We start from the raw sequence: 21,112 nt of genomic DNA, 5'->3' as shown, positions 1-21,112 counted from the left end.
GGAATGAATTATGAGTGCCTTAGAAAAAAACAAATCCTTTGATCTCTTAAAACAAAATGCGATTTATTTTGTGTTATTGATTTTGCTCGGCATCATCATTGCACAAGATCCGACATTCTTAAATTTAGTCAATTTCAGTAACATCTTAACCCAATCTTCTGTACGTTTAATTATTGCTTTAGGGGTTGCGGGTTTATTGATTACACAAGGGACTGACTTATCTGCAGGTCGTCAAGTTGGTTTGTCTGCAGTTATCTCTGCAACAATGTTGCAATCAATGGAAAATATTAACCGCGTGTTCCCTGAAATGGGACAAATACCAATTCCAGTGGTTATTCTCGCAGTTTGTGCTATCGGTGCAGTAATTGGTTTAGTGAATGGTTTAGTTATCGCTTACTTAAATGTAACTCCATTCATCGCAACCATGGGTACAATGATCATCATATATGGTTTCAACTCACTATACTATGATGCTGTAGGTGGTTCTCCAATCGCAGGTTTTAGTGAAAATTTCTCAACATTTGCTCAAGGATTCTTCCGAGTCGGCAGCTTTAAACTCTCTTACATCACGATTTATGCAGCTATTGCAGCATTATTAGTATGGATTATGTGGAACAAAACTCGTTTCGGTAAAAACGTATTTGCTATTGGGGGTAACCCAGAAGCAGCTAAAGTTTCAGGCGTGAATGTTGCTCGTAACTTAGTTGCAATCTATATGATTGCAGGTATGTTCTATGCCTTTGGTGGTATGCTTGAAGCGGGTCGTATCGGTTCTGCAACTAACAACTTAGGTTTTATGTATGAATTAGATGCTATCGCCGCTTGCGTAGTGGGTGGCGTATCTTTTGCTGGTGGGGTAGGTACAGTAATTGGTGTTATCACTGGGGTTATTATCTTTACTGTTATCAACTACGGTTTAACTTACATCGGTGTAAACCCTTACTGGCAATACATCATTAAAGGTAGCATTATCATTCTAGCGGTAGCCATTGACTCGTTAAAATATGCGAAGAAAAAATAAAGCTGACGCAATCTTAATAAAATGAATGAAAAGTGGGCAAATTTGTCCACTTTTGTTTTATCTATTCAATTCTGAATTAAGGATATTTATGCAATAATCGGCAAACCCTGTATAATTGCGCCACCATTTTCATAGAGAGAAAAAAATGCTAATTAACTTTACACAAGTATTGCAAGACAGTTGGAATTTCTTCCGTAATCAGAAAAAAATTATGCTGCAATTTGTCGCAATTTTATTTATTGTGCAAAGCGCGAGTGCACTTTTAAGTTTTTCAGTTAATGATGAAAATAAAAATGATGTATTAAATCTCGCCAATACAGATATCACAAGTTTTATATTTTCAGTTGCAATCACTCAAATTTTAACGAGCTTTATTGCAGCTTGGGGATTAACCTCAATCCATAAAATTAGCCTACAAAATTATCGCACTTTAGGTGAAACCTTCTCACTTACCTTGCGCCGTTTTGCAGGCGTAATTGTGTTAGATCTATTAATGGTTGCACCAATGTTACTTGGTCTTGGTGAAGCCTTTGCTGCATTACTCACAAAAAAATCGCCCTCTATTATGTCACTTATCGCGATGCTTGTTGGCGTTTGGTTCTTTGTCCGTTTAAATTTAACGGTAGTACATTATCTTTCTACTCAAGAGGCACTTTCGCAAACTATCCGAAAAATTTGGATGCGAGGAAATACTCGAAAAGGCGTATTGTTTATTTACACCCTACTGGTTTATTTTTTCGTGCCAATTCTTATTTTCCAATTAAGCGCATTTTCCAATAATGCTATATTTGATATGGTAATAGGCATTTTCACCGCATTACTTAATATTTTCATGCTAGTAGTGACTTATCGTTTCTACAGCTTATTTATGAAGGATTAATCAATATGAAACAACTCCTTGACTTTATCCCTTTAATTTTATTTTTTATCACTTACAAACTCGGTGGTGTACGTGAAGCAGCCATCGTATTAGTGGTTGCAACAATTTTGCAGATCGTGATTTTAAAATGGAAATACGGAATGGTTGAAAAACAACAAAAAATTATGGCAAGTGCGGTCGTTTTTTTTGGACTTTTAACCGCTTACTTTAATGAAATCCGCTATTTGCAATGGAAAGTGACAATTATCAATGGCTTATTTGCTATTGTTTTGCTCGTCGCACAATTTCAATTTAAAACCCCATTAATCAAAAAGTTACTTGGTAAAGAGCTACAACTGCCCGAAAAGGCTTGGAATACACTTAACCTTGGCTGGGCATTATTCTTTATTATTTGCATGTTGGTGAATATTTATATCAGCCATAATATGTCGGAAGAAGCTTGGGTTGATTTCAAATCTTTTGGAATTATTGGTATGACAGTGATTGCAACCATTATTTCGGGAGTTTATATTTATCGTTATTTGCCTAAAGATGGCTCAAATTCAAAAGACGGAGAGAAATAATGTCTGCCAATTTTACTGATAAAAATGGTCGCCAATCAAAAGGAGTTCTTTTACTACGAACTTTGGCGATGCCTTCTGACACCAATGCTAACGGAGATATTTTTGGTGGCTGGATTATGTCTCAAATGGATATGGGCGGCGCGATTTTAGCGAAAGAAATCGCACACGGACGCGTGGTTACTGTTGCCGTTGAAAGTATGAATTTTATCAAACCAATCTCTGTGGGCGATGTTGTTTGTTGCTACGGTGAATGTCTCAAAGTTGGGCGTTCTTCCATTAAAATTAAAGTAGAAGTATGGGTAAAAAAAGTGGCGAGTGAGCCAATTGGTGAACGTTATTGTGTCACCGATGCGGTATTTACTTTTGTTGCAGTTGATAATAATGGTCGCTCTCGCACGATTCCCCGTGAAAATAACCAAGAGTTAGAAAAAGCATTAGCCTTAATTTCAGAACAACCCTTGTAAATAAAAGGAAATCATTATGTACTATGTCATTTTTGCCCAAGATATTCCCAATACGTTAGAAAAGCGTCTTGCCGTACGCGAGCAACACTTGGCTCGTTTAAAACAACTTCAAGCGGAAAATCGCTTACTGACAGCAGGCCCAAATCCTGCAATTGATGATGAAAATCCGAGTGAAGCTGGTTTTACAGGTTCAACCGTTATTGCTCAATTTGAAAATCTACAAGCGGCAAAAGACTGGGCAGCACAAGATCCTTATGTAGAGGCTGGTGTATATGCGGATGTTATTGTAAAGCCGTTTAAAAAAGTCTTTTAATTTAAATAACGTAATATGAAAAAAGTCGCCTTAATTTCTCTCTGTATTTTTACCGCACTTTCTGCTTTTGCCGATTTTCCTAATACGGCAACAGCATCAATCAATCTTGAGCAAGAGAAACAAAACTGGGCGTCAATACAGCATCAAGACTACTTAAAACGTCTAAAACAACGTGAAGTCTTTTTGCAAGTTGAAGGTTTGCTAAAAAGTGCGGTAAAAAAACAGCAATTTTCTGAAGCGACTCAAAATATCACAAAAACCTTAATAGACTCATTGCAAGGCTACCCTTTGCAATATGATCTGCTTGCTCGATTTTGGGAGACAAAAATCGCCTTTTTGCAGAATGATGATATTCAAGGAAAACAACAAGCAATAAATGAACTCAATGCGTTAGTGCAACAAAATTACCCTTTTGTGACACCAGCATTTCAAGCCTTATTACAAAAACTATCCACGTTAAACGAACAACAAACATCAGCAACTTCAGATAATGCTAGAGAAAATAACAGGGTTCAAAAAGAACAAAATCAATTAGAAAATCCTAAACAACTTGCTGAAATTGTAAGAAAAAGTGATCCTAACACTTTAGATAAAACCGTATTAATTGATGCTTTCCCACGTTATCTTAAAACGCTACCTGAACAAATGAATAACCTAAGTTTTGAATCCTATCAAAAATGGGCAAATACTTGGCTTCTCTCAGAAGATGAAATCAAACAGTGGAAAATCGCCTTTTTAAATCGTTTTTTTGATAATGAAAACGCTGATTTTCAAAAATGGCGTGATGAACAAATCCGACAATTACAGACTGATAATTTAACCGAACGCCGTTTACGAATGGCTATTTGGCAAAAAACTGAATTAACCTCTTGGCTAAATTTGCTTTCTGCCGAATCAAAAAGTAAGCAAGAATGGCGTTATTGGGAAGCTAAACAAGATATATTAAAAAATACCAAAAAACTGACCGCACTTTCAAAAGAGCGTGGCTTTTATCCAATGTTAGCGGCTACACAATTAAAACAAGCATATCAACTGAATGTCCCTATTGTGCCAAGTTTTACTCAAGCTGGACAACTTCCTTTTAAGCAAGTTTTTGCAATGATTACAGAATTAAGAGAACTTGGACGAAATGGTTTAGCAAAACAACGTTGGCGAATTTTACTTGATAATGTTGATTTTACAACTCAGCTAAAACTTTCTGAATATGCCAAAAATCAGCAATGGTTTGAATTAGCTGTTGATGCTTCTATTGTGGCAAAAGCGTGGGATTACCTGTCTCTTCGTCTGCCAAATGCTTATTCTGAATACTTCAATGCTGCATTACAGAATTTGAATATCAGCAAAACTTTTGCTATGGCAATCGCTCGTCAAGAAAGTGCTTGGAATCCAATGGCACAATCTTCAGCAAATGCTCGAGGCTTAATGCAGCTTTTGCCAAGTACGGCAAAATTGACTGCAGAGAATAATCAACTACCTTATCAAGGCGAACAAGATTTATTCAAACCATTGAATAATATTTTGCTAGGTACCGCACATCTTAATGAACTCAATGGAAAATATCCTAATAATCGAATATTGATTGCAGCCGCTTATAATGCAGGGGCAAATCGAGTAGAAAAATGGTTAAGTCGTGCGAGTGGAAAATTAGCATTAGATGAATTTGTTGCATCTATTCCTTTTTATGAAACTCGTGGTTATGTGCAAAATGTAGTCGCTTATGATTTTTACTATCAAATTTTGCAAAATAAAGAAAACCCACAAATCTTTAGCCAAGAAGAATTGAATCGGCTATACTAAATGCACTAGTTTAATAGTGTAAAATGGGAGCGTAATTATGTATATCAGCCGTAATTTAGAACAATGGAATGCATTTCTTCAAATGCTAAAAATCGCCTTTGAAGAAAATAAAGCGCAGGAATTTCTAACTTTATTATTAACTGCAGACGAACGAGATGCTGTAGGATTACGCTTGCAGATTGTCTCTCAGCTGATTGATAAAAATATGCCTCAGCGTGAAATTCAACAAAATCTGAATACAAGTGCCGCCACAATCACTCGAGGTTCCAATATGATTAAAACGATGGATCCTGATTTTATGCAATGGATGAAACAACATCTTGATCTCATTGAAAAAAACTAAGCGAATTTTTACCGCACTTTCTCACTTATTTAGTCCTAAATGGTGGAAAAAAAACTGGCAGCGAGTTGTCTTTTGTTTTTTTTTCGCCGTTTTTGCTTTGTTGCTGATTTTTCGCTTTGTACCTATTCCATTTTCCGCTTATATGGTACAACAAAAAATCGCTAATCTTTTACAAGGTGATTTTCGATATCAAATCCAATATAACTGGGTCAGCCTAGAAAATATCTCTCCAAACATTCAATTAGCTGTGATTTCATCAGAAGATCAGCGTTTTCCTGAACATTTAGGCTTTGATTTTGAGGCTATCCAACGAGCAATTCGGTATAACGAAAAATCTAACAAAGGAATCCGAGGGGCATCAACTATTTCCCAGCAAACTGCTAAAAACTTAATGCTTTGGCACGGACAAAATTGGCTACGAAAAGGTTTAGAAGTTCCAGCGACTATGTTGCTTGAGCTGACTTGGTCGAAAAAACGTATTTTAGAAGTGTATTTAAATATTGCGGAATTTGGAAACGGCATTTTTGGTGTGGAAGCGGCAAGTCGCTATTACTTTAAAAAATCAGCTAAAAATTTATCTCAAAATGAAGCCGCACTTTTAGCTGCTGTGTTGCCCAATCCAATCATTTATAAAGTAAATAAGCCAAGCTTATTAGTTCGTAAAAAACAAGCTTGGATTTTGAGACAAATGGGAAATTTAGGCACTGAATACTTGAGCGATTTATAAAAAATGCAATCGAATTTCTAAAGTACAACAAACTAAAAATATTTACTTAATACACAAAATAAAAAATATTTACTTAATACACAAAATAAAAAAACGAATCTAAGACTCGTTTTTTTATTTATAACATTTTTATTACAGGTTTATTACCGCAAATAATACCCAAACGGTATAAATTGTGGCTAAACCATAAAAGATAAATCCACCAGCTGGCACATGCACTTTAAGATCGTGCATACCGTGATGAATACGGTGTAAACCACACCACATTGGGAAAATAGTAAGCACTAAAATAACTAATTTACCAATCCAAGAATAAGCAAAAGTAATTAAATTATGCACATCGACTAAACCAAATGGTAATAACAAACCGATGATTAGAATAACGACAGGAAGGAAAATTGCACTCACTGTGCCGCCCGCACCGAACATTAACCATACTGGCGGTTCGCCGGAGCGTTTTGGATTTTGATCAACCATTTTTTCTCTCCCTTAAATATAAACTAAAACTAACGCAATCACGCTAACTAATGCGGTTACCGCCCAAAGTGCATTTCTTACAACTGTGTGTGGTAAGCGTTCATTTTTCACAATGATATTCATCACTTTTGGTGTCATTAAGAAATATGTCACCGTATGATAAAGCGTTGCGATAAGCGTAATAATATTTAAGAACACTACAATAGGGTTTCTTAAAAACTCAATAAAGCTCAAGATGCCTAAGCCTGGCATTGGATTGCTTGCAAGGCAAAGAACACCATAAAGCAATACAATACAAAACCATACAGCAAAGACTGAAGTCGCTTCACGTAGCATATAAGCTTTGTAGAAGTCCAATTTTTGCCACCAAGTCGCTGTCATTGGACGAACATATTTTTTACGTTTACTCACTGTTACTGACATTCCTTCCCCCTTAGCCTTTTGGTTTTAGCATAGAGATAACATAATCTTTGGCACTTTCCACTTTGCCTTGGTTAATTGCAGAAGCAGGATCCACATGTTTTGGACAAACTTCTGAGCAATAGCCAACGAAAGTACAACTCCAAACCCCGTTTTTACCATTTAATAATGACATACGTTTTGCTTTACCATGGTCACGGTTATCAAGATTATAACGGTGAGCCATCGTAATAGCTGCAGGGCCTAAGAATTCAGGATTTAAACCAAATTGAGGGCAAGCGGCATAGCATAAACCACAGTTGATACACATTGAGAATTGACGATATTTCTCAAGCTGTGCTGGCGTTTGTTTAGTACGGCTAACTTGCAATTCTTTCGATGGATGTGGTTTACCATCTAATGCTGGTGCTTCGTTACCAATAATATAAGGCTTAATTGCCTCTAAACTTTCGATAAAGTGGCTTAAATCAACCACTAAGTCACGTTCAATTGGGAAGTTTGCTAACGGCTCAATACGCATATGGCCGCTGTAATCACGTAAGAACGTTTTACAAGCCAATTTTGGTTTGTTATTTACCATCATCCCGCAAGAACCGCAGATCGCCATACGGCAAGACCAACGATAAGAAAGAGATGGTTCAAGTTTATCCTTAATATAGCCTAACGCATCAAGCAATGAAGTTTGATTATCATAAGGTACTTGATAGGTGCTTAAATGTGGCTCTTGATCGATTTCAGGATTGTAGCGTAATACTTCAACATTCATTACTGGTGAATTAGCCATTTGCTTGCTCCTTAGCTTTCGCAGCTGCTTCTTGAGCTTCTGCTTCCGCACCGTAAACACGTTTTGCAGGTTGAGATTTAGTAATTTTCACCGGACTGTATTCAATGCGCGGCGCACCATTCTCATTGTAGAAAGCAAGTGTGTGTTTTAAATAATTGACATCGTCACGTTCTGTGTAATCTAAGCGTTGGTGAGCACCACGAGATTCTTTACGTTCAATCGCTGAATTTGCAATAGATTGTGCAACATCTAGAATGTAACCCAACTCAACGGTGTAAAGTACATCTGTATTGAACACGCTTGAATTATCTGATACGCGAATACGTTTGTAACGTTCTTTTAACTCTGCAATTTTATCTACTGCTTTTTGCATACTTGCTTGGTCACGGTAAATACCACAGCCTTCTTCCATCACGGTACCCATTTCATCACGGATTTCAGACCAAGATTCATTACCTTCTTGTTTGTGAAGAGCTTCTAGGCGAGCAACAACATCTTTTGCTTGAGCATCAACCGCACTTTGATTTACCGATTGAGCTTCAACTGCACGTTGTGCCGCATATTCCCCTGCAACGCGACCTAACACAACAAGTTCAGCTAAAGAGTTAGATCCTAAACGATTTGCACCATGTAAACCTGAAGATGCGCATTCTCCTACAGCAAATAAACCTTTGATACGTGTTTCGCTATTGAAATCGACTTCAATACCGCCCATGGTGTAGTGAACAACTGGACGAACTGGAATTGGTTCATTTACTGGATTTACACCTTCATAAGCACTTGCTAATTCACAAATGAATGGCAGACGCTCATGTAAATATTTTTCACCAAGATGACGTAAATCTAAATGCACCACATCTACGCCTTTCGCAGTTTTTAAGGTATTACCTTTTTTCCATTCTTGCCAGAATGCTTGAGAAACCTTATCACGAGGGCCAAGTTCCATATATTTATTTTGCGGTTTGCCAATTGGCGTTTCAGGACCTAGACCGTAATCTTGAAGATAGCGATAGTCATCTTTATTCACTAAGATACCGCCTTCGCCACGACAACCTTCGGTCATTAAAATACCCGTATTAGGTAAGCCTGTTGGATGATATTGAACAAACTCCATATCACGAAGTGGTACACCGTGACGATATGCCATAGATAAGCCGTCACCTGTTACAATGCCGCCATTGGTATTAAATTTAAATGCACGACAACCACCACCAGTTGCAATAACAACCGCATTGGCATTAATTTGAACAAGCGAACCTTCCATCATGTTCATTGCAACCATACCACGAGCATGGCCATCATCAACAAGAATATCTAATACGAAGTGTTCATCAAAACGTTGGATTTGTGGATATTGAATAGAAGTTTGGAAAAGCGTGTGTAATAAGTGGAAACCTGTTTTATCTGCAGCGAACCAAGTGCGCTCAATTTTCATTCCACCGAAACGGCGTACGTTTACATCGCCATCAGCTTTACGGCTCCAAGGACATCCCCAACGTTCTAATTGAGTCATTTCTACAGGGGAATGTTGCACGAAATATTCCACTACATCTTGCTCACAAAGCCAGTCCCCACCAGCAACGGTATCTTGGAAGTGTTTATCGTAAGAATCTTCTTCTTTGATAACTGCCGCTGCACCACCTTCTGCTGCTACAGTATGGCTACGCATCGGGTATACTTTAGAAACTAATGCAATTTTTAAGTTAGGATTTGCTTCTGCTGCGGCAATCGCTGCACGTAAACCACCGCCACCAGCACCAACAATCGCAATATCGACATTAACTGTTTGCACGATATCCTCCAATCAATAGAAAGTAAAAATAAATCCCCTAAAAGGGTAATATTGTGTGGGCATTGTGCCATTTTTTGTTACAAATTAATAACGTTTTTTATGTCTAAAGATGGAAAAGATCGTATTTTGTGATCTACCTCAAAAAAGCTAAGATTGAGTTGAGAGTAGCTCTCGTTTACAATGTGCAAAATTTTTAAAACAGGATTAAAAATGACCGCACTTAATCATTGGCAACCTTCTGCCGATATAAAAAATCTTCTTAAACGGGCAAAAATTATTGCTGAAATTCGTCAATTTTTTACAGAACGCGGTTTGCTTGAAGTAGAGACCCCTGTTCTAAGTGAATTTGGCGTCACTGATTTACATCTCTCCACCTTTAGCACGGAATTTCTTGCGCCTTTCGGTGAACAATCCAAAACACTTTGGCTTTCTACAAGCCCTGAATATCATATGAAACGCTTGCTTGCAGCAGGGAGTGGGCCGATATTCCAAATCAGTAAAGTGTTTCGCAATGAAGAAGCTGGAAATCGCCATAATCCAGAATTTACTATGTTGGAATGGTATCGACCGCACTTTCATATGCATCGTTTAATTAATGAAGTAGATGATTTGCTCCAACAAATTTTAGATTGTCCACCTGCAGAAAGTTTAAGCTACCAATTTGTTTTCCAAGAATATGTAGGCTTAGATCCCTTGTCAGCAGAACGTTCAGAATTAATTGAAGCAGCACGTAAACATAATTTTATGGCTGAAGATAATGAAGATCGCGATACGTTATTACAGTTTTTATTTAGTGAAGTCGTTGAGCCTCAAATTGGAAAAGAACGACCTATTGCCGTGTATCATTTCCCTTCAACACAAGCAGCTCTAGCACAAGTAAGCCCAGAAGATCAGCGGGTAGCAGAACGCTTTGAGTTCTATTATAAAGGTTTAGAATTAGCCAATGGTTTTCACGAACTTGCCGATGCGCAAGAACAACGTCATCGCTTTGAATTAGATAATCAACAAAGACAAAAATGTGAATTGCCTACTCGAGAAATTGATGAACGCTTTCTTGCTGCCTTAGAAGCGGGTATGCCAGATGCTTCAGGTGTCGCATTAGGAATAGATCGTTTAATGATGATCGCTTTAGATTGTGAAAAAATTAATGACGTCATTTCTTTTGCTGTGGACAATGCTTAAAGGTAAAAGTGCGGTAAAAATTGTTATCATTTTTATTTAATGGGTGATCCATAATGGCAATTTTATATTCATTGATAGCCCGCCTAATATTTCTTTTTGATAATTAACAATATTCGCTTCTTTTAATGGGGGAATAAATTCTGAGATCGAAATTAGGTACAGTGATCACAAGGCTCATCATTATGAAAAAAAGAAAACCAAAACATAAGAAATGTTTGGATAGTGAGTTGATTTAAATTGAAAAAATAACCTAATTTCATAAAAATTAGGTGACTAAAGCGTATCCTTTTCCGCGTAAAGTTTTAAACCAAGAGGGCTTGTTTTTTCGTTCTGGTAATTTGCGTCTTAAATTAGAGATGTGCATATCAAGAGAACGGTCAAATGGAGTGAGTGGTTTTTCCATCACTTCTAAACTTAATTCTTCTCGACTTACCACATTTCCCTTAGATTTAAGCAATAAACAAAGAATCTTAAATTCATAATCCGTTAAATTTAGATTTTCTTCATTATAGGTTGCAATTCCGTGAGAAAAGTGGAGAGTAATTCCGTCAAAAGAAAGGATTTCTACATTTGCGGTATTATTTGAAGGAGATACACTACGACGCAAAATCGCCTTAATTCTTGCAATAAGCTCACGATCGTTAAAAGGCTTGGGTAAACAATCATCCGCTCCCAATTCTAAGCCTAATACGCGATCAATGTCTTCGCCTCTTGCTGTTAGCATCATCACTGGCACGTTAGAGACTTTACGAATTTCTTTTAATGTTTCGATACCATTTAACTTTGGCATCATTACATCAAGTAAAACCAGTTTATAGCTTTCATTGAGTTTTTGTAATGCTTCTAATCCATTATTTGCAGTTTCAACGTCAAAACCCTCAAGTTCTAAAAGTGTAGAAAGTAGTTCAGTTAATTCAATATCATCATCAACGAGTAAGAGTTTTGACATTGGAGATTCCTTTTACCAATTATTCTTATTGTAGTGCGGTGAAAATAAAAAGATTATTTCCAGAATTTCCACCAGCTTGATTTTGGTTTCTCACCTGTTTCAATAATGGTGTTATTTTCGCCTTGTTGTGAAACCTGTGGTAAAGGTTTATCAAGATGGGTTTCTGTCACAATCCCACGTTGATCAAATTTTACTGTGAAAGTATGTTGAACTGGCGTTTCATAGGCACGTTGTTGTAAGAATACGTAGTACCAAGTGTAGTTATTATAAGGGTCGATTAATATTGGTGTTCCCAACAAATATTGTACTTGTTGAGAAGTCATGCCTTCTTTAACTTGCGCAACGGTAGTCGCCTCTAAATAGTTGCCTTGCGGTACATCAATTCGATATACAACTTTTTCAACGGTGGAACAAGAAGCGAGGCTTAATGCTAAAAAGGTTGCGCCTAAAAGTGTTTTAACTTGCATTTTCTTTACCTTAATTTGTGCAAAAGTTCTGTCAAATAATATCCAAAATTGGGTGTATTTCCAAATTAATTCTCTGATTGTAAAGCCTTTTGTAATTGATCTTTTAAATTTGGTGGTAAGCCTTTGATGGTTAGGGTATCTGTCATAGGATCCCATTGAATACGTGTATTCAATAATTCCGCATCAAAACTTAGGGTAACGCCCTTTCCTGACCCAGAGAATTTTGTTAGCGATTTCAATGTTGAACGTATTGGTGGAATACTCTCTTCCAAACCATAATTCTGTTCTTCCGTAAAGACGACAAAAGGCTGTTCGTTTAGAGTGGGTAATGAATCAGAAAGTTCCCTTAATTCAATATTGTTACCATTTGAAAGCTGACCTTTACAATATTCAAACACTTGTTTTTTTACCGCTTGAGTTTGCTCTTTGTTGAGTTCGCCTTGATCGCAGTAATCACTCACAGCTTGCAATAAACATTGATTTTGAACTTGTGGATTTAATCCTTCTTCGGCACCTAAAAAATCCATAAAAAAATCACTAATTTTGCGACCAACACGGCCTTTTATAAAGGTTAAATAACGATTAGAGTTCGCGTTTACTTGCAAATCCGTCAAATTTATCCGTGCCGCAATATCAAACTGAGTAATATCCAAATATTCTGTACGGCGAATATCTAAATGCTCATCGACTAACATACTATGACGGCTATCAAGCAATGCAATAAACAAATAATCTGTCGCTAAGAAATTATATTGACATAAAATCAAGGTGCCACTTTCAGCAAAGTTATATTTACCTAGCTCATCTGCAAGCAATTTTGTTGAATATTGACTAAAACCTAAAAATTCAATTTCTTGCTCTAATAAACGATTTAAATGTTGTGCAAATATAGACTTTTCCTGAAACACGCCAAAAGCCTTAGCTTTATTTTGATAGCCTTGATGCAATTGCAACATCATTTGTTCTACTTCTGGTGTAATGGACAGCAACTCGTCGCGTAATACGCTTTCCATTTTTATACTGTCGCCATCCACATTTTTGACTAACTGATGCAAAACAATTTGATTAACGGTAATACTCATTTTTGTCACCTTTGAAAAATTTGCCGCAAATTATAACCGCACTTTTTAAGCAAGAAAAAAGAAATTATTTAGGTTCTACCAAATAATCGGGTATCATAAGCCAAATTTTTTTTATTTTTAACATTATGGCTCAACATTCTAAATATTCTGATGCTCAATTAAGTGCGATTGTAAACGATATGATCGCAGTATTAGAAAAACATAAAGCCCCTGTAGATCTATCCTTAATCGCATTGGGTAACATGGCAAGTAATTTATTAACCACCAGCGTGCCACAAACTCAACGTGAGGCATTAGCTCAAGCATTTTCGAATTCCTTAATTAATGCGGTAAAAACACGTTAATATGAAATGGATTAAAAAAGGCACCTTCAGCGGCAAACAATACCGCGATGACGTTTCACGAAAAATTTCGTGGGGCCATTGGTTTGCCTTTTTTAATATCATTGTTGCTATTCTTATTGGCGCACGTTATGCCTTTATCATTGACTGGCCAGATACTCTCGCAGGAAAACTTTATTTCTTTGTGAGTTTGCTCGGGCATTTCAGTTTCAACGTTTTTGCGTTGTACTTACTCGTGGTCTTTCCACTGAGTTTTATTGTTAAAAATCACCGCACTTTTCGCGGATTAACCGTAATTTTTTCCACCATTTGCACAACCTTATTATTATTTGATACCGCCGTTTTCAATCGTTTTAATCTGCATTTATCCTCTGTTGTATGGAATTTGCTGGTCAATCCAGAAAATGGTGAAATGTCACGCGATTGGCAAATTTTCTTTGCACCAATGCCAATAATTTTACTGGCACAAATGTTATTTTCTCGCTGGAGTTGGGAAAAATTACGTAGTCTTGAACGCCAAAAATGGCTAAAAGGCACTGGTATATTCTTAACCACAACATTCATCGCGACGCATTTAATTTATGCTTGGGCAGATGCTTATTTGTATCGTCCGATCACTATGCAACGCTCTAATTTCCCTTTATCTTATCCAATGACAGCTCGTTCTTTTTTAGAAAAACACGGTTTCTTGGATGGGGAAGAATATACGCAAAAATTGGCGCAAGAAGGTCGTTTAGATGCCTTAAAAATTGATTATCCGAAAAAAGAACTCACTTATGCACCAATTACGCACAAACCTAATATTCTGCTCGTAACGGTTTCGGGTTTACGCCATGATGCGATTTCTAATGAAAAGATGCCAAAACTTGCTAAATTTGCAACAAGCTCAACGGAATTTACTAATCATTACAGCACAGGCAATAGTAATAACGCAGGCTTAATTGGGTTATTTTACGGGCTAAATGCAAATTACACCGATAGCATTTTAAGCAATCATACCCAATCTGTTTTAATCGAAAAATTACGTGCTGAAAATTATCAATTGGGTTTATTTTCTGCTACGAATTTCAAAGATAGCATCTTCCGCCAAGCATTATTTCGTGAAATAAAACTTTCATCGAATAAAACCAACAAACCAAATAATGAAAGTGCGGTAAAAAATCTCAATGATTTTATTAAAGCACAAAAAACTGACTCACCTTGGTTTGCTTATTTGGATTTAGCCTTGGATGCTAAAAACCCATCAGATTATGACCGCACTTTGCAAGACATTGATTCTCTTTTAACAAAAGCGTTAGAAAGTACACCGCTTGAAAATACATTAGTCATAATCACGTCAGAGCATGGTTTAACCTTTAATGAAATGAATCAAAAAGAGCGAGAAAACTACTTTGGGCGTGATGAAATTCAAGTGCCATTGCTTGTATATTGGAAAGATTTACCAGTAGGTAAACAGAATGGATTAAGTAATCATGCGGATATTTTCTCTGCATTAATGCAGACAGTATTCCGTGTAGAAAACCCGTTGATGGATTATAGTCAGGGACGCAATCTCTTTGATCTTAAAGGAGATGACTGGGTACTTGCCTCGAATTTCCGCTGGAATGTGGTGATTCAACCTGATGGAACACAATATCACATTGATCGCAAAGGGAATTACAAAAAATTCGATAAAGATTATATTGAGCAATCTTCAGACAGACCGCCACTTGGAATTTTTTTAGAAGCCTTCCAATTACAAAATTTCTTCTTTGAAAAATAATCTATAAGTGCACAAAAGAATGGATTTTTTGCCCTTAAGTCTTTATACTCACGCCTCAGTTTAAGACTGAAAAATGTTATTAATGAAAATCCGTGAGTTTTTCATAACATTATCATAATGCTTCTCGCCGTACTTACAGTACCTTTCAATTAATATACATTCTCGTCTTTTTATCCTTTCTTTTTTACGGAGTTTGTATGAAAAGCCATGTTCGTAGTTTTAAAACCTATATTCGCGATGAAATTATCAAAAAAGGCGGGTGGGTAAATGCCCATGCTCATGCTGACCGCGCTTTTACGATGACGCCAGAGAAAATTGGGATTTATCATAGTAGTAATTTGCAACAAAAATGGGATTTAGTGGATGAAGTAAAACGCACTTCCAGTGTTGATGATTATTACGCACGTTTTTGCCAATCTATTGAATTAATGATATCCCAAGGTGTAACCGCATTTGGTACTTTTGTCGATATAGACCCAATTTGTGAAGATCGTGCAATTATTGCCGCACACAAAGCCCGCGAAGTGTATAAACATGACATTATTTTAAAATTTGCCAATCAAACTTTAAAAGGGGTAATAGAACCCACTGCGCGTAAATGGTTTGATATTGGTGCAGAAATGGTAGATATGATTGGCGGCTTACCATATCGTGATGAATTGGATTATGGACGTGGCTTAGAAGCGATGGATATCTTGTTAGATAAGGCCAAATCTCTTGGAATTATGTGTCATGTACATGTAGACCAATTCAACAATCCAAGTGAAAAAGAAACCGAGCAACTTTGCGACAAAACCATTGAACACGGAATGGAGGGGCGAGTTGTAGGTATCCATGGTATTTCCATTGGCTCACATTCAAAAGAATATCGCTACAAACTTTACGAAAAAATGCGTAAAGCCAAAATGATGATGATAGCCTGTCCTATGGCATGGATTGACAGTAATCGCAAAGAAGATCTTATGCCATTCCATAATGCACTCACGCCAGCAGATGAAATGATTCCCGAAGGTATCACTGTTGCCCTAGGCACAGATAATATTTGTGATTACATGGTTCCTCTATGTGAAGGCGATTTATGGCAAGAATTAAGCCTATTAGCTGCGGGTTGCCGTTTCCCTCACTTAGATGAAATGGTCAATATCGCAAGTATTAACGGTCGTAAAGTGTTAGGACTAGAGCTAATTTAGTTGCGTATGGTGGGTTTAAGCCAGCTAGTTACCATAACTATTTTAAAACCCAGAAAAACGCGTAAAAGTGAAAGAATTGATTGCGATATTTGGTGCTCGTAAATAATAAAAATAAACCGCACTTTTGTTAGTGTTCGGTTAGATGACTGTTTTCTTTAAATCATCTAGCGTATTAAAATTCTCGAAGTTACCTTCTTCTTGCGTGAATTTTACTGAAATCCCGCCATTTTCTTTCATAAATTGTAAAAGGCGTCGTTCACCCGATGCTAAATAGTGTCGCAATTTTTCCTTTAGCTGAACGGACATTAAACAAAAAACGGGATGTTCACGTTCTTCATCGCAAGCATACGCAATTAAAGTGCGGTCATTTTTAACCGCACTTTTGAGTTTATCTAAAAGATTCATAGGAAAAAAAGGCGTATCACAAGGTGTAAAAAGGATAAAGTCACTTTTTTTCTTTTCTAGAGCTGTTAGCATGCCACTTAATGGCCCTTGAAAATCGGGCAGTTCATCGGAGAAAACAGGAAAGCCAAATTTTGCATATTCTGTTTGATTTCGGTTAGTGTTAATTGAAATCTGATGAATTTGTGGTTGTAAGCGATTAATAACATGTTCAATTAAAGATTGTTTACCTAAAATCTGTAATCCTTTATCTTGCCCGCCTATTCTGCGTGCTTTGCCACCTGCCAAAATTACCGCACTTATTGTAATTGTCATATTTTAATCTATCATTATTTCAAGTATCATTTGCCTATTTTTTACGATTAAAACGGAAATAGCAATGAAATGTAAGCGTTTAAATGAAGTTTTGGAACTTTTACAGTTTTATTGGTCTAAAGACTCGGATTTGAGTTTAATGGAAATTTTGCAAAAAATTGCCAATGAATCAGGTTTCCAAAAACCATTAAATGAATTAACTGATGAAGTGATTATTTATCAGTTAAAAATGGATGGTACAGATAAATATGAGCCAATTCCTGGTCTCAAAAAAGATTACGAAGAAGATTTTAAAACCGCATTGCTCCGTGCTCGCGGTATCATTAAATAAGAGGAAAGAAATGAAAAAAGTATTACTTGCGTTAGGTTTAGGTGTCAGCACGCTTATGTCTGTAAATAGTTTTGCCGCAGATTTACAAGAAGGCAAACAATATGTTCAAGTGAGTCAACAGGCTTCACAGCAAAAAGAAGTGATTGAGTTTTTCTCATTCTATTGCCCGCATTGTTACGCCTTTGAAATGGAATACAAAATTCCACAACAAGTCGTAGATGCTTTACCAAAAGATGTGAAATTTAAACAATATCATGTAAATTTCTTAGGTCATCAATCTGAAAACTTAACACGTGCTTGGGCGTTAGCAATGGCATTAGGTGCAGAAAGTAAAGTAAAATCACCATTATTTGAAGCGGCTCAAAAGGATGCCTTGAAATCAATGGATGATATTCGAGCTATCTTCTTATCGAATGGCATAACCGCCGAGCAATTTGATGGTGGCATTAATAGTTTTGCAGTAAATGGTTTAGTTAATAAACAAGTGAATGCAGCAGAACAATTTAAAGTGCGTGGCGTACCTGATTTTTATGTAAATGGAAAATTCCGTGTAAACCCTGAAGGGTTAAATTATGATGATTTCGTGAAAGATTATGTGCAAACCGTAAAAGGTTTATTGCAAAAATAACGAAAAATTGGTTTAATGCCAGCCCTATTTTGTAAATATTAATGAAAGAAGAGAGAATATTATGGCTGCAAGTTTTAGCGTAACGCGTCGTTTCTTTGACGACAAAAACTACCCTCGTGGTTTTTCCCGTCACGGTGATTACACAATTAAAGAATCACAGGTGCTTGAGCAATATGGTCAAGCGTTCAAAGCATTAGACTTAGGGGAACGTGAGCCAGCGACTAAAGAAGAAAAAGATTTCGTCGCATTTTGCCGTGGTGAGCGCGCAGCAGAGACTTTCTTTGAAAAAACTTGGAATAAATATCGTACTCGTATTAACACTAAAAAACGTGTTTACACCTTATCTAGTGATGTGAGTGAAGCTGCCTCTGGCGGTGAAGATTATTCCGGCGAATAAGATACGTTAAATAAGGCAGGCGGAAGTCTGCCTTTTGTTTTTGAATAGCTTGTGAAATCACGCGTAATTCACGGCTGATAACTTTATTCTCCTATCTTTGTATGAACGATTCGTATTCATACACCCTATGAATACTAATTTCTATGCAATTACCGATTTCTCAATACAACGAACTGCTACAAAAAAAACTTGAAAAATTAACCGCACTTTTACACCCTTTTAATGCACCAGATATTCAAGTTTTTGACTCTCCAACAAGTCATTATCGCATGCGTGCGGAGTTTCGTATTTGGCACGAGCAAGATGATTTTTACCATATTATGTTTGATCAAGCGACGCTGCAGCGTTATCGCGTGGATGAATTTCCAATCGCCAGCATGCTAATTAATCGTATGATGCAAACCTTATTACCTTTGTTAAAACAACAAGAAGTGCTACACAAAAAATTATTCCAAATTGATTACCTTAGCACCTTGAGTAATAAGATTATTGTGAGCTTGCTTTATCATAAAACACTCACTGAAGAATGGGAAAGTGCGGCTAAAAATTTGAAAGATTTACTCGAAAAGCAAGATTTTGATGTGCAAATAATCGGGCGTGCAAGTAAACAAAAAATCTGTTTTGAGCAAGATTATGTGGACGAAGTTTTACCTGTGAATGGCAGAAATTATGTCTATCGCCAAGTCGAGAATAGTTTTACCCAGCCAAACGCAACGGTAAACTGCAAAATGCTTGAATGGGCAATTGATTGTACCCAAAATAGCGAAGGTGATTTATTAGAGCTTTACTGCGGAAACGGTAATTTTTCTATCGCACTTGCACAAAATTTCCGTAAGGTATTGGCAACAGAAATCGCCAAACCTTCCGTAGCCGCCGCACAATTTAATATTGCTGAAAATAAAGTGGATAATTTACAAATTATCCGTATGTCGGCAGAGGAATTTACGCAGGCAATGAATGGGGTTAGAGCCTTTAACCGCTTGAAAGGGATTGATTTAAAATCTTATGAATGTAATACCATTTTTGTCGATCCGCCTCGTGCGGGGCTTGATCCTGATACAGTGAAACTTGTACAAAATTACGATCGCATTTTGTATATTTCCTGTAATCCACATACGCTGTGTGATAATCTTGTTGAACTATCAAAAACGCACCGCATTGAAAAAGCGGCGTTATTTGACCAATTCCCTTACACTGACCACATGGAAAGCGGCCTATGGCTCATTCGCAAGTAGGAATTCAGCTGATTTCTGAATCGACAGAAAAAACATTAGCAGAATTGATCGCACTTTGTGCTGAACACAACATTATTCATAATGAAAAGAGCCCACTTGCACTTGTTCAAACCGATGACCGTTTAGAACTTCGTAAACTAGACGAACCTAAACTCGGAGCGGTTTATGTTGATTTTGTTGGTGGCACAATGGCTCACCGTCGTAAATTCGGTGGTGGACGTGGAGAAGCCGTAGCGAAAGCAGTAGGGATTAAAGGTTCGGCATTGCCAACGGTTATTGATGCAACAGCTGGTCTAGGACGTGATGCCTTTGTGTTAGCCGCAATTGGCTGCCAAGTTCGTTTAGTAGAACGCCATCCTGTTGTTTTTTTACTTCTGCAAGATGGTTTAAATCGTGCTTATCAAGATGAGGAAATCGGCGAGATGTTGCAACAAAATTTGCACTTGCTGAATGTTCAGCATATTAATGAACTTGATCCTAATAGCGATTATGCCGATGTGGTTTATCTCGATCCAATGTATCCGCATAAACAAAAATCTGCACTAGTAAAAAAGGAAATGCGTGTATTCCAGCATTTAGTCGGGGCTGATTTAGATGCTGATGAATTGCTTTTACCTGCACTCCAATTAGCTAAAAAACGTGTGGTCGTGAAGCGTCCTGACTATGCGGAATTTCTTTGTGGAAAACAACCGCACTTTAGCCGTGAAACGAAAAATCATCGCTTTGATATTTATATGGGAGCATCCCAATGCTAAGAGAAAGTGCCGTTGTTATTAGCTATGAAAATGGCATTGCCAAAGTGAAATGCCAATCCCAAAGTGCCTGTGGCCAATGTGCAGCTAAAAACAGTTGTGGAACATCAAGCCTTTCCGAATTAAACGGTAAACGTGGCGAGCATATTTTTAATGTGGAAACATTAATGCCATTACGCGAAGGTCAAATTGTTGAAATTGGATTAGAAGAAAAGTCGATGTTGTTGTCGGCATTATTGATGTATGTTGTACCGCTTTTGACCTTATTGATTGTGACTATGTTGTCCGATTACATAAGCGATAATGAAATTCTGCGTGCCATTTTAATCTTTGGATTAACCGCACTTTCTTTCATTTTTGTAAAATCTTATAGCAGAAAATTAGGGCAACAAACAGAATTTCAGCCTGTTTTATTGCGCATATTATCTTAAGTTTTTTATTCGCTTTTTATTATTTCTGCGATCTAGATCGCAAACTATAAAGCTAGTTATTTAAATT

26 protein-coding genes are annotated in these 21,112 nt (G+C 37.0%); 18 read left to right on the top strand and 8 right to left on the bottom strand.

Annotated features, from left to right (window positions below; all coding sequences use genetic code 11):
• Positions 1 to 10: 10 nt before the first annotated feature.
• From mglC to mtgA, 8 genes are all read left to right on the top strand, one after another.
• On the top strand, positions 11 to 1,021 hold the full coding sequence (mglC, locus tag AT683_RS00825) for a galactose/methyl galactoside ABC transporter permease MglC (RefSeq protein ID WP_005663072.1): 1,011 nt from the start codon (positions 11 to 13) through the stop codon (positions 1,019 to 1,021).
• A 145-nt stretch (positions 1,022 to 1,166) separates the two neighbouring features.
• Entirely contained in the window at positions 1,167 to 1,901 is a 735-nt protein-coding gene (locus tag AT683_RS00820; RefSeq protein ID WP_005652437.1) for a hypothetical protein, read from the top strand.
• A gap of 5 nt (positions 1,902 to 1,906) precedes the next feature.
• Entirely contained in the window at positions 1,907 to 2,464 is a 558-nt protein-coding gene (locus tag AT683_RS00815; RefSeq protein WP_005652439.1) for a septation protein A, read from the top strand.
• The gene (gene yciA, locus AT683_RS00810) at positions 2,464 to 2,928 is read left to right on the top strand and encodes an acyl-CoA thioester hydrolase YciA (protein WP_005652441.1); all 465 of its coding nucleotides are present in this window, start codon (positions 2,464 to 2,466) and stop codon (positions 2,926 to 2,928) included. The genes AT683_RS00815 and yciA overlap by 1 nt, the downstream gene beginning before the upstream one ends.
• Before the next feature lie 16 nt (positions 2,929 to 2,944).
• Entirely contained in the window at positions 2,945 to 3,241 is a 297-nt protein-coding gene (locus AT683_RS00805; RefSeq protein WP_005648344.1) for a YciI family protein, read from the top strand.
• Positions 3,242 to 3,256: 15 nt separating this feature from the next.
• A complete protein-coding gene (locus AT683_RS00800) occupies positions 3,257 to 5,038 on the top strand; it encodes a transglycosylase SLT domain-containing protein (protein WP_038440337.1) in 1,782 nt (593 codons plus the stop codon).
• 37 nt (positions 5,039 to 5,075) lie between these two features.
• Positions 5,076 to 5,381 (top strand): trp operon repressor, encoded by a 306-nt coding sequence (gene trpR, locus AT683_RS00795; protein ID WP_005629736.1) that lies wholly within the window; start codon positions 5,076 to 5,078, stop codon positions 5,379 to 5,381.
• Positions 5,368 to 6,108, top strand: a complete 741-nt coding sequence (mtgA, locus tag AT683_RS00790) for a monofunctional biosynthetic peptidoglycan transglycosylase (RefSeq protein ID WP_038440336.1) — start codon at positions 5,368 to 5,370, stop codon at positions 6,106 to 6,108. Before trpR ends, mtgA begins: the two co-directional genes overlap by 14 nt.
• Before the next feature lie 132 nt (positions 6,109 to 6,240).
• Here the strand turns inward: mtgA and frdD are convergent, their stop codons facing one another.
• The 4 genes from frdD to frdA are packed head-to-tail and all read right to left on the bottom strand — an operon-like array spanning position 6,241 to position 9,581.
• On the bottom strand, positions 6,241 to 6,585 hold the full coding sequence (gene frdD / locus AT683_RS00785) for a fumarate reductase subunit FrdD (RefSeq protein WP_005648338.1): 345 nt from the start codon (positions 6,583 to 6,585) through the stop codon (positions 6,241 to 6,243).
• 12 nt (positions 6,586 to 6,597) lie between these two features.
• Positions 6,598 to 7,008: a fumarate reductase subunit FrdC gene (gene frdC, locus AT683_RS00780; RefSeq protein WP_005652451.1), complete on the bottom strand. Its 411-nt coding sequence runs from the start codon at positions 7,006 to 7,008 to the stop codon at positions 6,598 to 6,600.
• A gap of 10 nt (positions 7,009 to 7,018) precedes the next feature.
• Entirely contained in the window at positions 7,019 to 7,789 is a 771-nt protein-coding gene (locus tag AT683_RS00775; RefSeq protein ID WP_005639269.1) for a succinate dehydrogenase/fumarate reductase iron-sulfur subunit, read from the bottom strand.
• On the bottom strand, positions 7,782 to 9,581 hold the full coding sequence (frdA, locus tag AT683_RS00770; RefSeq protein ID WP_058222146.1) for a fumarate reductase (quinol) flavoprotein subunit: 1,800 nt from the start codon (positions 9,579 to 9,581) through the stop codon (positions 7,782 to 7,784). Before frdA ends, AT683_RS00775 begins: the two co-directional genes overlap by 8 nt.
• A gap of 210 nt (positions 9,582 to 9,791) precedes the next feature.
• Between frdA and epmA the strand changes: the two genes are divergently transcribed.
• The gene (gene epmA / locus AT683_RS00765) at positions 9,792 to 10,763 is read left to right on the top strand and encodes an elongation factor P--(R)-beta-lysine ligase (RefSeq protein WP_005648321.1); all 972 of its coding nucleotides are present in this window, start codon (positions 9,792 to 9,794) and stop codon (positions 10,761 to 10,763) included.
• A gap of 265 nt (positions 10,764 to 11,028) precedes the next feature.
• Here epmA and AT683_RS00760 read toward each other — a convergent pair whose 3' ends face one another.
• The 3 genes from AT683_RS00760 to yejK form a co-directional block, all read right to left on the bottom strand.
• Positions 11,029 to 11,712 carry a response regulator gene (locus AT683_RS00760; RefSeq protein ID WP_011272237.1) on the bottom strand — a complete coding sequence of 228 codons (684 nt, stop codon included), beginning with the start codon at positions 11,710 to 11,712 and terminating at the stop codon, positions 11,029 to 11,031.
• A gap of 53 nt (positions 11,713 to 11,765) precedes the next feature.
• On the bottom strand, positions 11,766 to 12,179 hold the full coding sequence (bamE, locus tag AT683_RS00755; RefSeq protein WP_011272238.1) for an outer membrane protein assembly factor BamE: 414 nt from the start codon (positions 12,177 to 12,179) through the stop codon (positions 11,766 to 11,768).
• Between the two features lie 65 nt (positions 12,180 to 12,244).
• A complete protein-coding gene (yejK, locus tag AT683_RS00750) occupies positions 12,245 to 13,261 on the bottom strand; it encodes a nucleoid-associated protein YejK (protein WP_005690461.1) in 1,017 nt (338 codons plus the stop codon).
• Between the two features lie 125 nt (positions 13,262 to 13,386).
• On the opposite strand from yejK, the gene AT683_RS00745 reads away from it, so the two are divergent.
• The 3 genes from AT683_RS00745 (at position 13,387) to AT683_RS00735 (ending at position 16,554) form a co-directional block, all read left to right on the top strand.
• A complete protein-coding gene (locus tag AT683_RS00745) occupies positions 13,387 to 13,605 on the top strand; it encodes a YejL family protein (RefSeq protein WP_005625990.1) in 219 nt (72 codons plus the stop codon).
• A gap of 1 nt (position 13,606) precedes the next feature.
• Positions 13,607 to 15,364 carry a DUF3413 domain-containing protein gene (locus AT683_RS00740; RefSeq protein ID WP_011272240.1) on the top strand — a complete coding sequence of 586 codons (1,758 nt, stop codon included), beginning with the start codon at positions 13,607 to 13,609 and terminating at the stop codon, positions 15,362 to 15,364.
• A 197-nt stretch (positions 15,365 to 15,561) separates the two neighbouring features.
• Positions 15,562 to 16,554, top strand: a complete 993-nt coding sequence (locus AT683_RS00735; RefSeq protein WP_005648312.1) for an amidohydrolase family protein — start codon at positions 15,562 to 15,564, stop codon at positions 16,552 to 16,554.
• Between the two features lie 138 nt (positions 16,555 to 16,692).
• Here AT683_RS00735 and mobA read toward each other — a convergent pair whose 3' ends face one another.
• A complete protein-coding gene (gene mobA / locus AT683_RS00730) occupies positions 16,693 to 17,271 on the bottom strand; it encodes a molybdenum cofactor guanylyltransferase MobA (RefSeq protein ID WP_058222145.1) in 579 nt (192 codons plus the stop codon).
• Between the two features lie 64 nt (positions 17,272 to 17,335).
• On the opposite strand from mobA, the gene AT683_RS00725 reads away from it, so the two are divergent.
• The 6 genes from AT683_RS00725 to AT683_RS00700 all read left to right on the top strand — a co-directional run bounded on the left by AT683_RS00725 (position 17,336) and on the right by AT683_RS00700 (position 21,045).
• Entirely contained in the window at positions 17,336 to 17,602 is a 267-nt protein-coding gene (locus AT683_RS00725) for a YihD family protein (RefSeq protein WP_005648308.1), read from the top strand.
• Positions 17,603 to 17,612: 10 nt separating this feature from the next.
• Positions 17,613 to 18,230, top strand: coding sequence for a thiol:disulfide interchange protein DsbA (gene dsbA / locus AT683_RS00720; RefSeq protein WP_005693196.1), 618 nt, complete (start codon positions 17,613 to 17,615; stop codon positions 18,228 to 18,230).
• 61 nt (positions 18,231 to 18,291) lie between these two features.
• Positions 18,292 to 18,627 carry a MaoP family protein gene (locus AT683_RS00715; protein ID WP_005648303.1) on the top strand — a complete coding sequence of 112 codons (336 nt, stop codon included), beginning with the start codon at positions 18,292 to 18,294 and terminating at the stop codon, positions 18,625 to 18,627.
• A 143-nt stretch (positions 18,628 to 18,770) separates the two neighbouring features.
• Positions 18,771 to 19,862 (top strand): tRNA (uridine(54)-C5)-methyltransferase TrmA, encoded by a 1,092-nt coding sequence (gene trmA, locus AT683_RS00710; RefSeq protein WP_005693197.1) that lies wholly within the window; start codon positions 18,771 to 18,773, stop codon positions 19,860 to 19,862.
• A complete protein-coding gene (locus AT683_RS00705; protein ID WP_038440334.1) occupies positions 19,844 to 20,617 on the top strand; it encodes a class I SAM-dependent methyltransferase in 774 nt (257 codons plus the stop codon). Before trmA ends, AT683_RS00705 begins: the two co-directional genes overlap by 19 nt.
• Positions 20,611 to 21,045 (top strand): SoxR reducing system RseC family protein, encoded by a 435-nt coding sequence (locus tag AT683_RS00700; RefSeq protein ID WP_005648296.1) that lies wholly within the window; start codon positions 20,611 to 20,613, stop codon positions 21,043 to 21,045. Before AT683_RS00705 ends, AT683_RS00700 begins: the two co-directional genes overlap by 7 nt.
• Positions 21,046 to 21,112 lie beyond the last annotated feature (67 nt).

It is taken from the genome of Haemophilus influenzae, assembly GCF_001457655.1.
Classification (GTDB): domain Bacteria; phylum Pseudomonadota; class Gammaproteobacteria; order Enterobacterales; family Pasteurellaceae; genus Haemophilus; species Haemophilus influenzae.
Note: the sequence above shows the minus strand (reverse complement) of the source record. Positions and strands in the feature narration are given on the sequence as shown.

Bases quoted from the DNA above. Each gene is read 5' to 3' on its own strand.
- trmA (WP_005693197.1), top strand. From the start codon at position 18,771: ATGCAATTACCGATTTCTCAATACAACGAACTGCTACAAAAAAAACTT.
- AT683_RS00820 (WP_005652437.1), top strand. From the start codon at position 1,167: ATGCTAATTAACTTTACACAAGTATTGCAAGACAGTTGGAATTTCTTC.
- trpR (WP_005629736.1), top strand. From the start codon at position 5,076: ATGTATATCAGCCGTAATTTAGAACAATGGAATGCATTTCTTCAAATG.
- AT683_RS00815 (WP_005652439.1), top strand. From the start codon at position 1,907: ATGAAACAACTCCTTGACTTTATCCCTTTAATTTTATTTTTTATCACT.
- AT683_RS00800 (WP_038440337.1), top strand. From the start codon at position 3,257: ATGAAAAAAGTCGCCTTAATTTCTCTCTGTATTTTTACCGCACTTTCT.
- AT683_RS00745 (WP_005625990.1), top strand. From the start codon at position 13,387: ATGGCTCAACATTCTAAATATTCTGATGCTCAATTAAGTGCGATTGTA.
- AT683_RS00775 (WP_005639269.1), bottom strand. From the start codon at position 7,789: ATGGCTAATTCACCAGTAATGAATGTTGAAGTATTACGCTACAATCCT.
- dsbA (WP_005693196.1), top strand. From the start codon at position 17,613: ATGAAAAAAGTATTACTTGCGTTAGGTTTAGGTGTCAGCACGCTTATG.
- mobA (WP_058222145.1), bottom strand. From the start codon at position 17,271: ATGACAATTACAATAAGTGCGGTAATTTTGGCAGGTGGCAAAGCACGC.
- AT683_RS00735 (WP_005648312.1), top strand. From the start codon at position 15,562: ATGAAAAGCCATGTTCGTAGTTTTAAAACCTATATTCGCGATGAAATT.
- yciA (WP_005652441.1), top strand. From the start codon at position 2,464: ATGTCTGCCAATTTTACTGATAAAAATGGTCGCCAATCAAAAGGAGTT.
- AT683_RS00760 (WP_011272237.1), bottom strand. From the start codon at position 11,712: ATGTCAAAACTCTTACTCGTTGATGATGATATTGAATTAACTGAACTA.
- AT683_RS00740 (WP_011272240.1), top strand. From the start codon at position 13,607: ATGAAATGGATTAAAAAAGGCACCTTCAGCGGCAAACAATACCGCGAT.
- bamE (WP_011272238.1), bottom strand. From the start codon at position 12,179: ATGCAAGTTAAAACACTTTTAGGCGCAACCTTTTTAGCATTAAGCCTC.
- epmA (WP_005648321.1), top strand. From the start codon at position 9,792: ATGACCGCACTTAATCATTGGCAACCTTCTGCCGATATAAAAAATCTT.
- frdC (WP_005652451.1), bottom strand. From the start codon at position 7,008: ATGTCAGTAACAGTGAGTAAACGTAAAAAATATGTTCGTCCAATGACA.
- frdD (WP_005648338.1), bottom strand. From the start codon at position 6,585: ATGGTTGATCAAAATCCAAAACGCTCCGGCGAACCGCCAGTATGGTTA.
- mglC (WP_005663072.1), top strand. From the start codon at position 11: ATGAGTGCCTTAGAAAAAAACAAATCCTTTGATCTCTTAAAACAAAAT.
- AT683_RS00705 (WP_038440334.1), top strand. From the start codon at position 19,844: ATGGCTCATTCGCAAGTAGGAATTCAGCTGATTTCTGAATCGACAGAA.
- AT683_RS00725 (WP_005648308.1), top strand. From the start codon at position 17,336: ATGAAATGTAAGCGTTTAAATGAAGTTTTGGAACTTTTACAGTTTTAT.
- AT683_RS00805 (WP_005648344.1), top strand. From the start codon at position 2,945: ATGTACTATGTCATTTTTGCCCAAGATATTCCCAATACGTTAGAAAAG.
- yejK (WP_005690461.1), bottom strand. From the start codon at position 13,261: ATGAGTATTACCGTTAATCAAATTGTTTTGCATCAGTTAGTCAAAAAT.
- AT683_RS00700 (WP_005648296.1), top strand. From the start codon at position 20,611: ATGCTAAGAGAAAGTGCCGTTGTTATTAGCTATGAAAATGGCATTGCC.
- AT683_RS00715 (WP_005648303.1), top strand. From the start codon at position 18,292: ATGGCTGCAAGTTTTAGCGTAACGCGTCGTTTCTTTGACGACAAAAAC.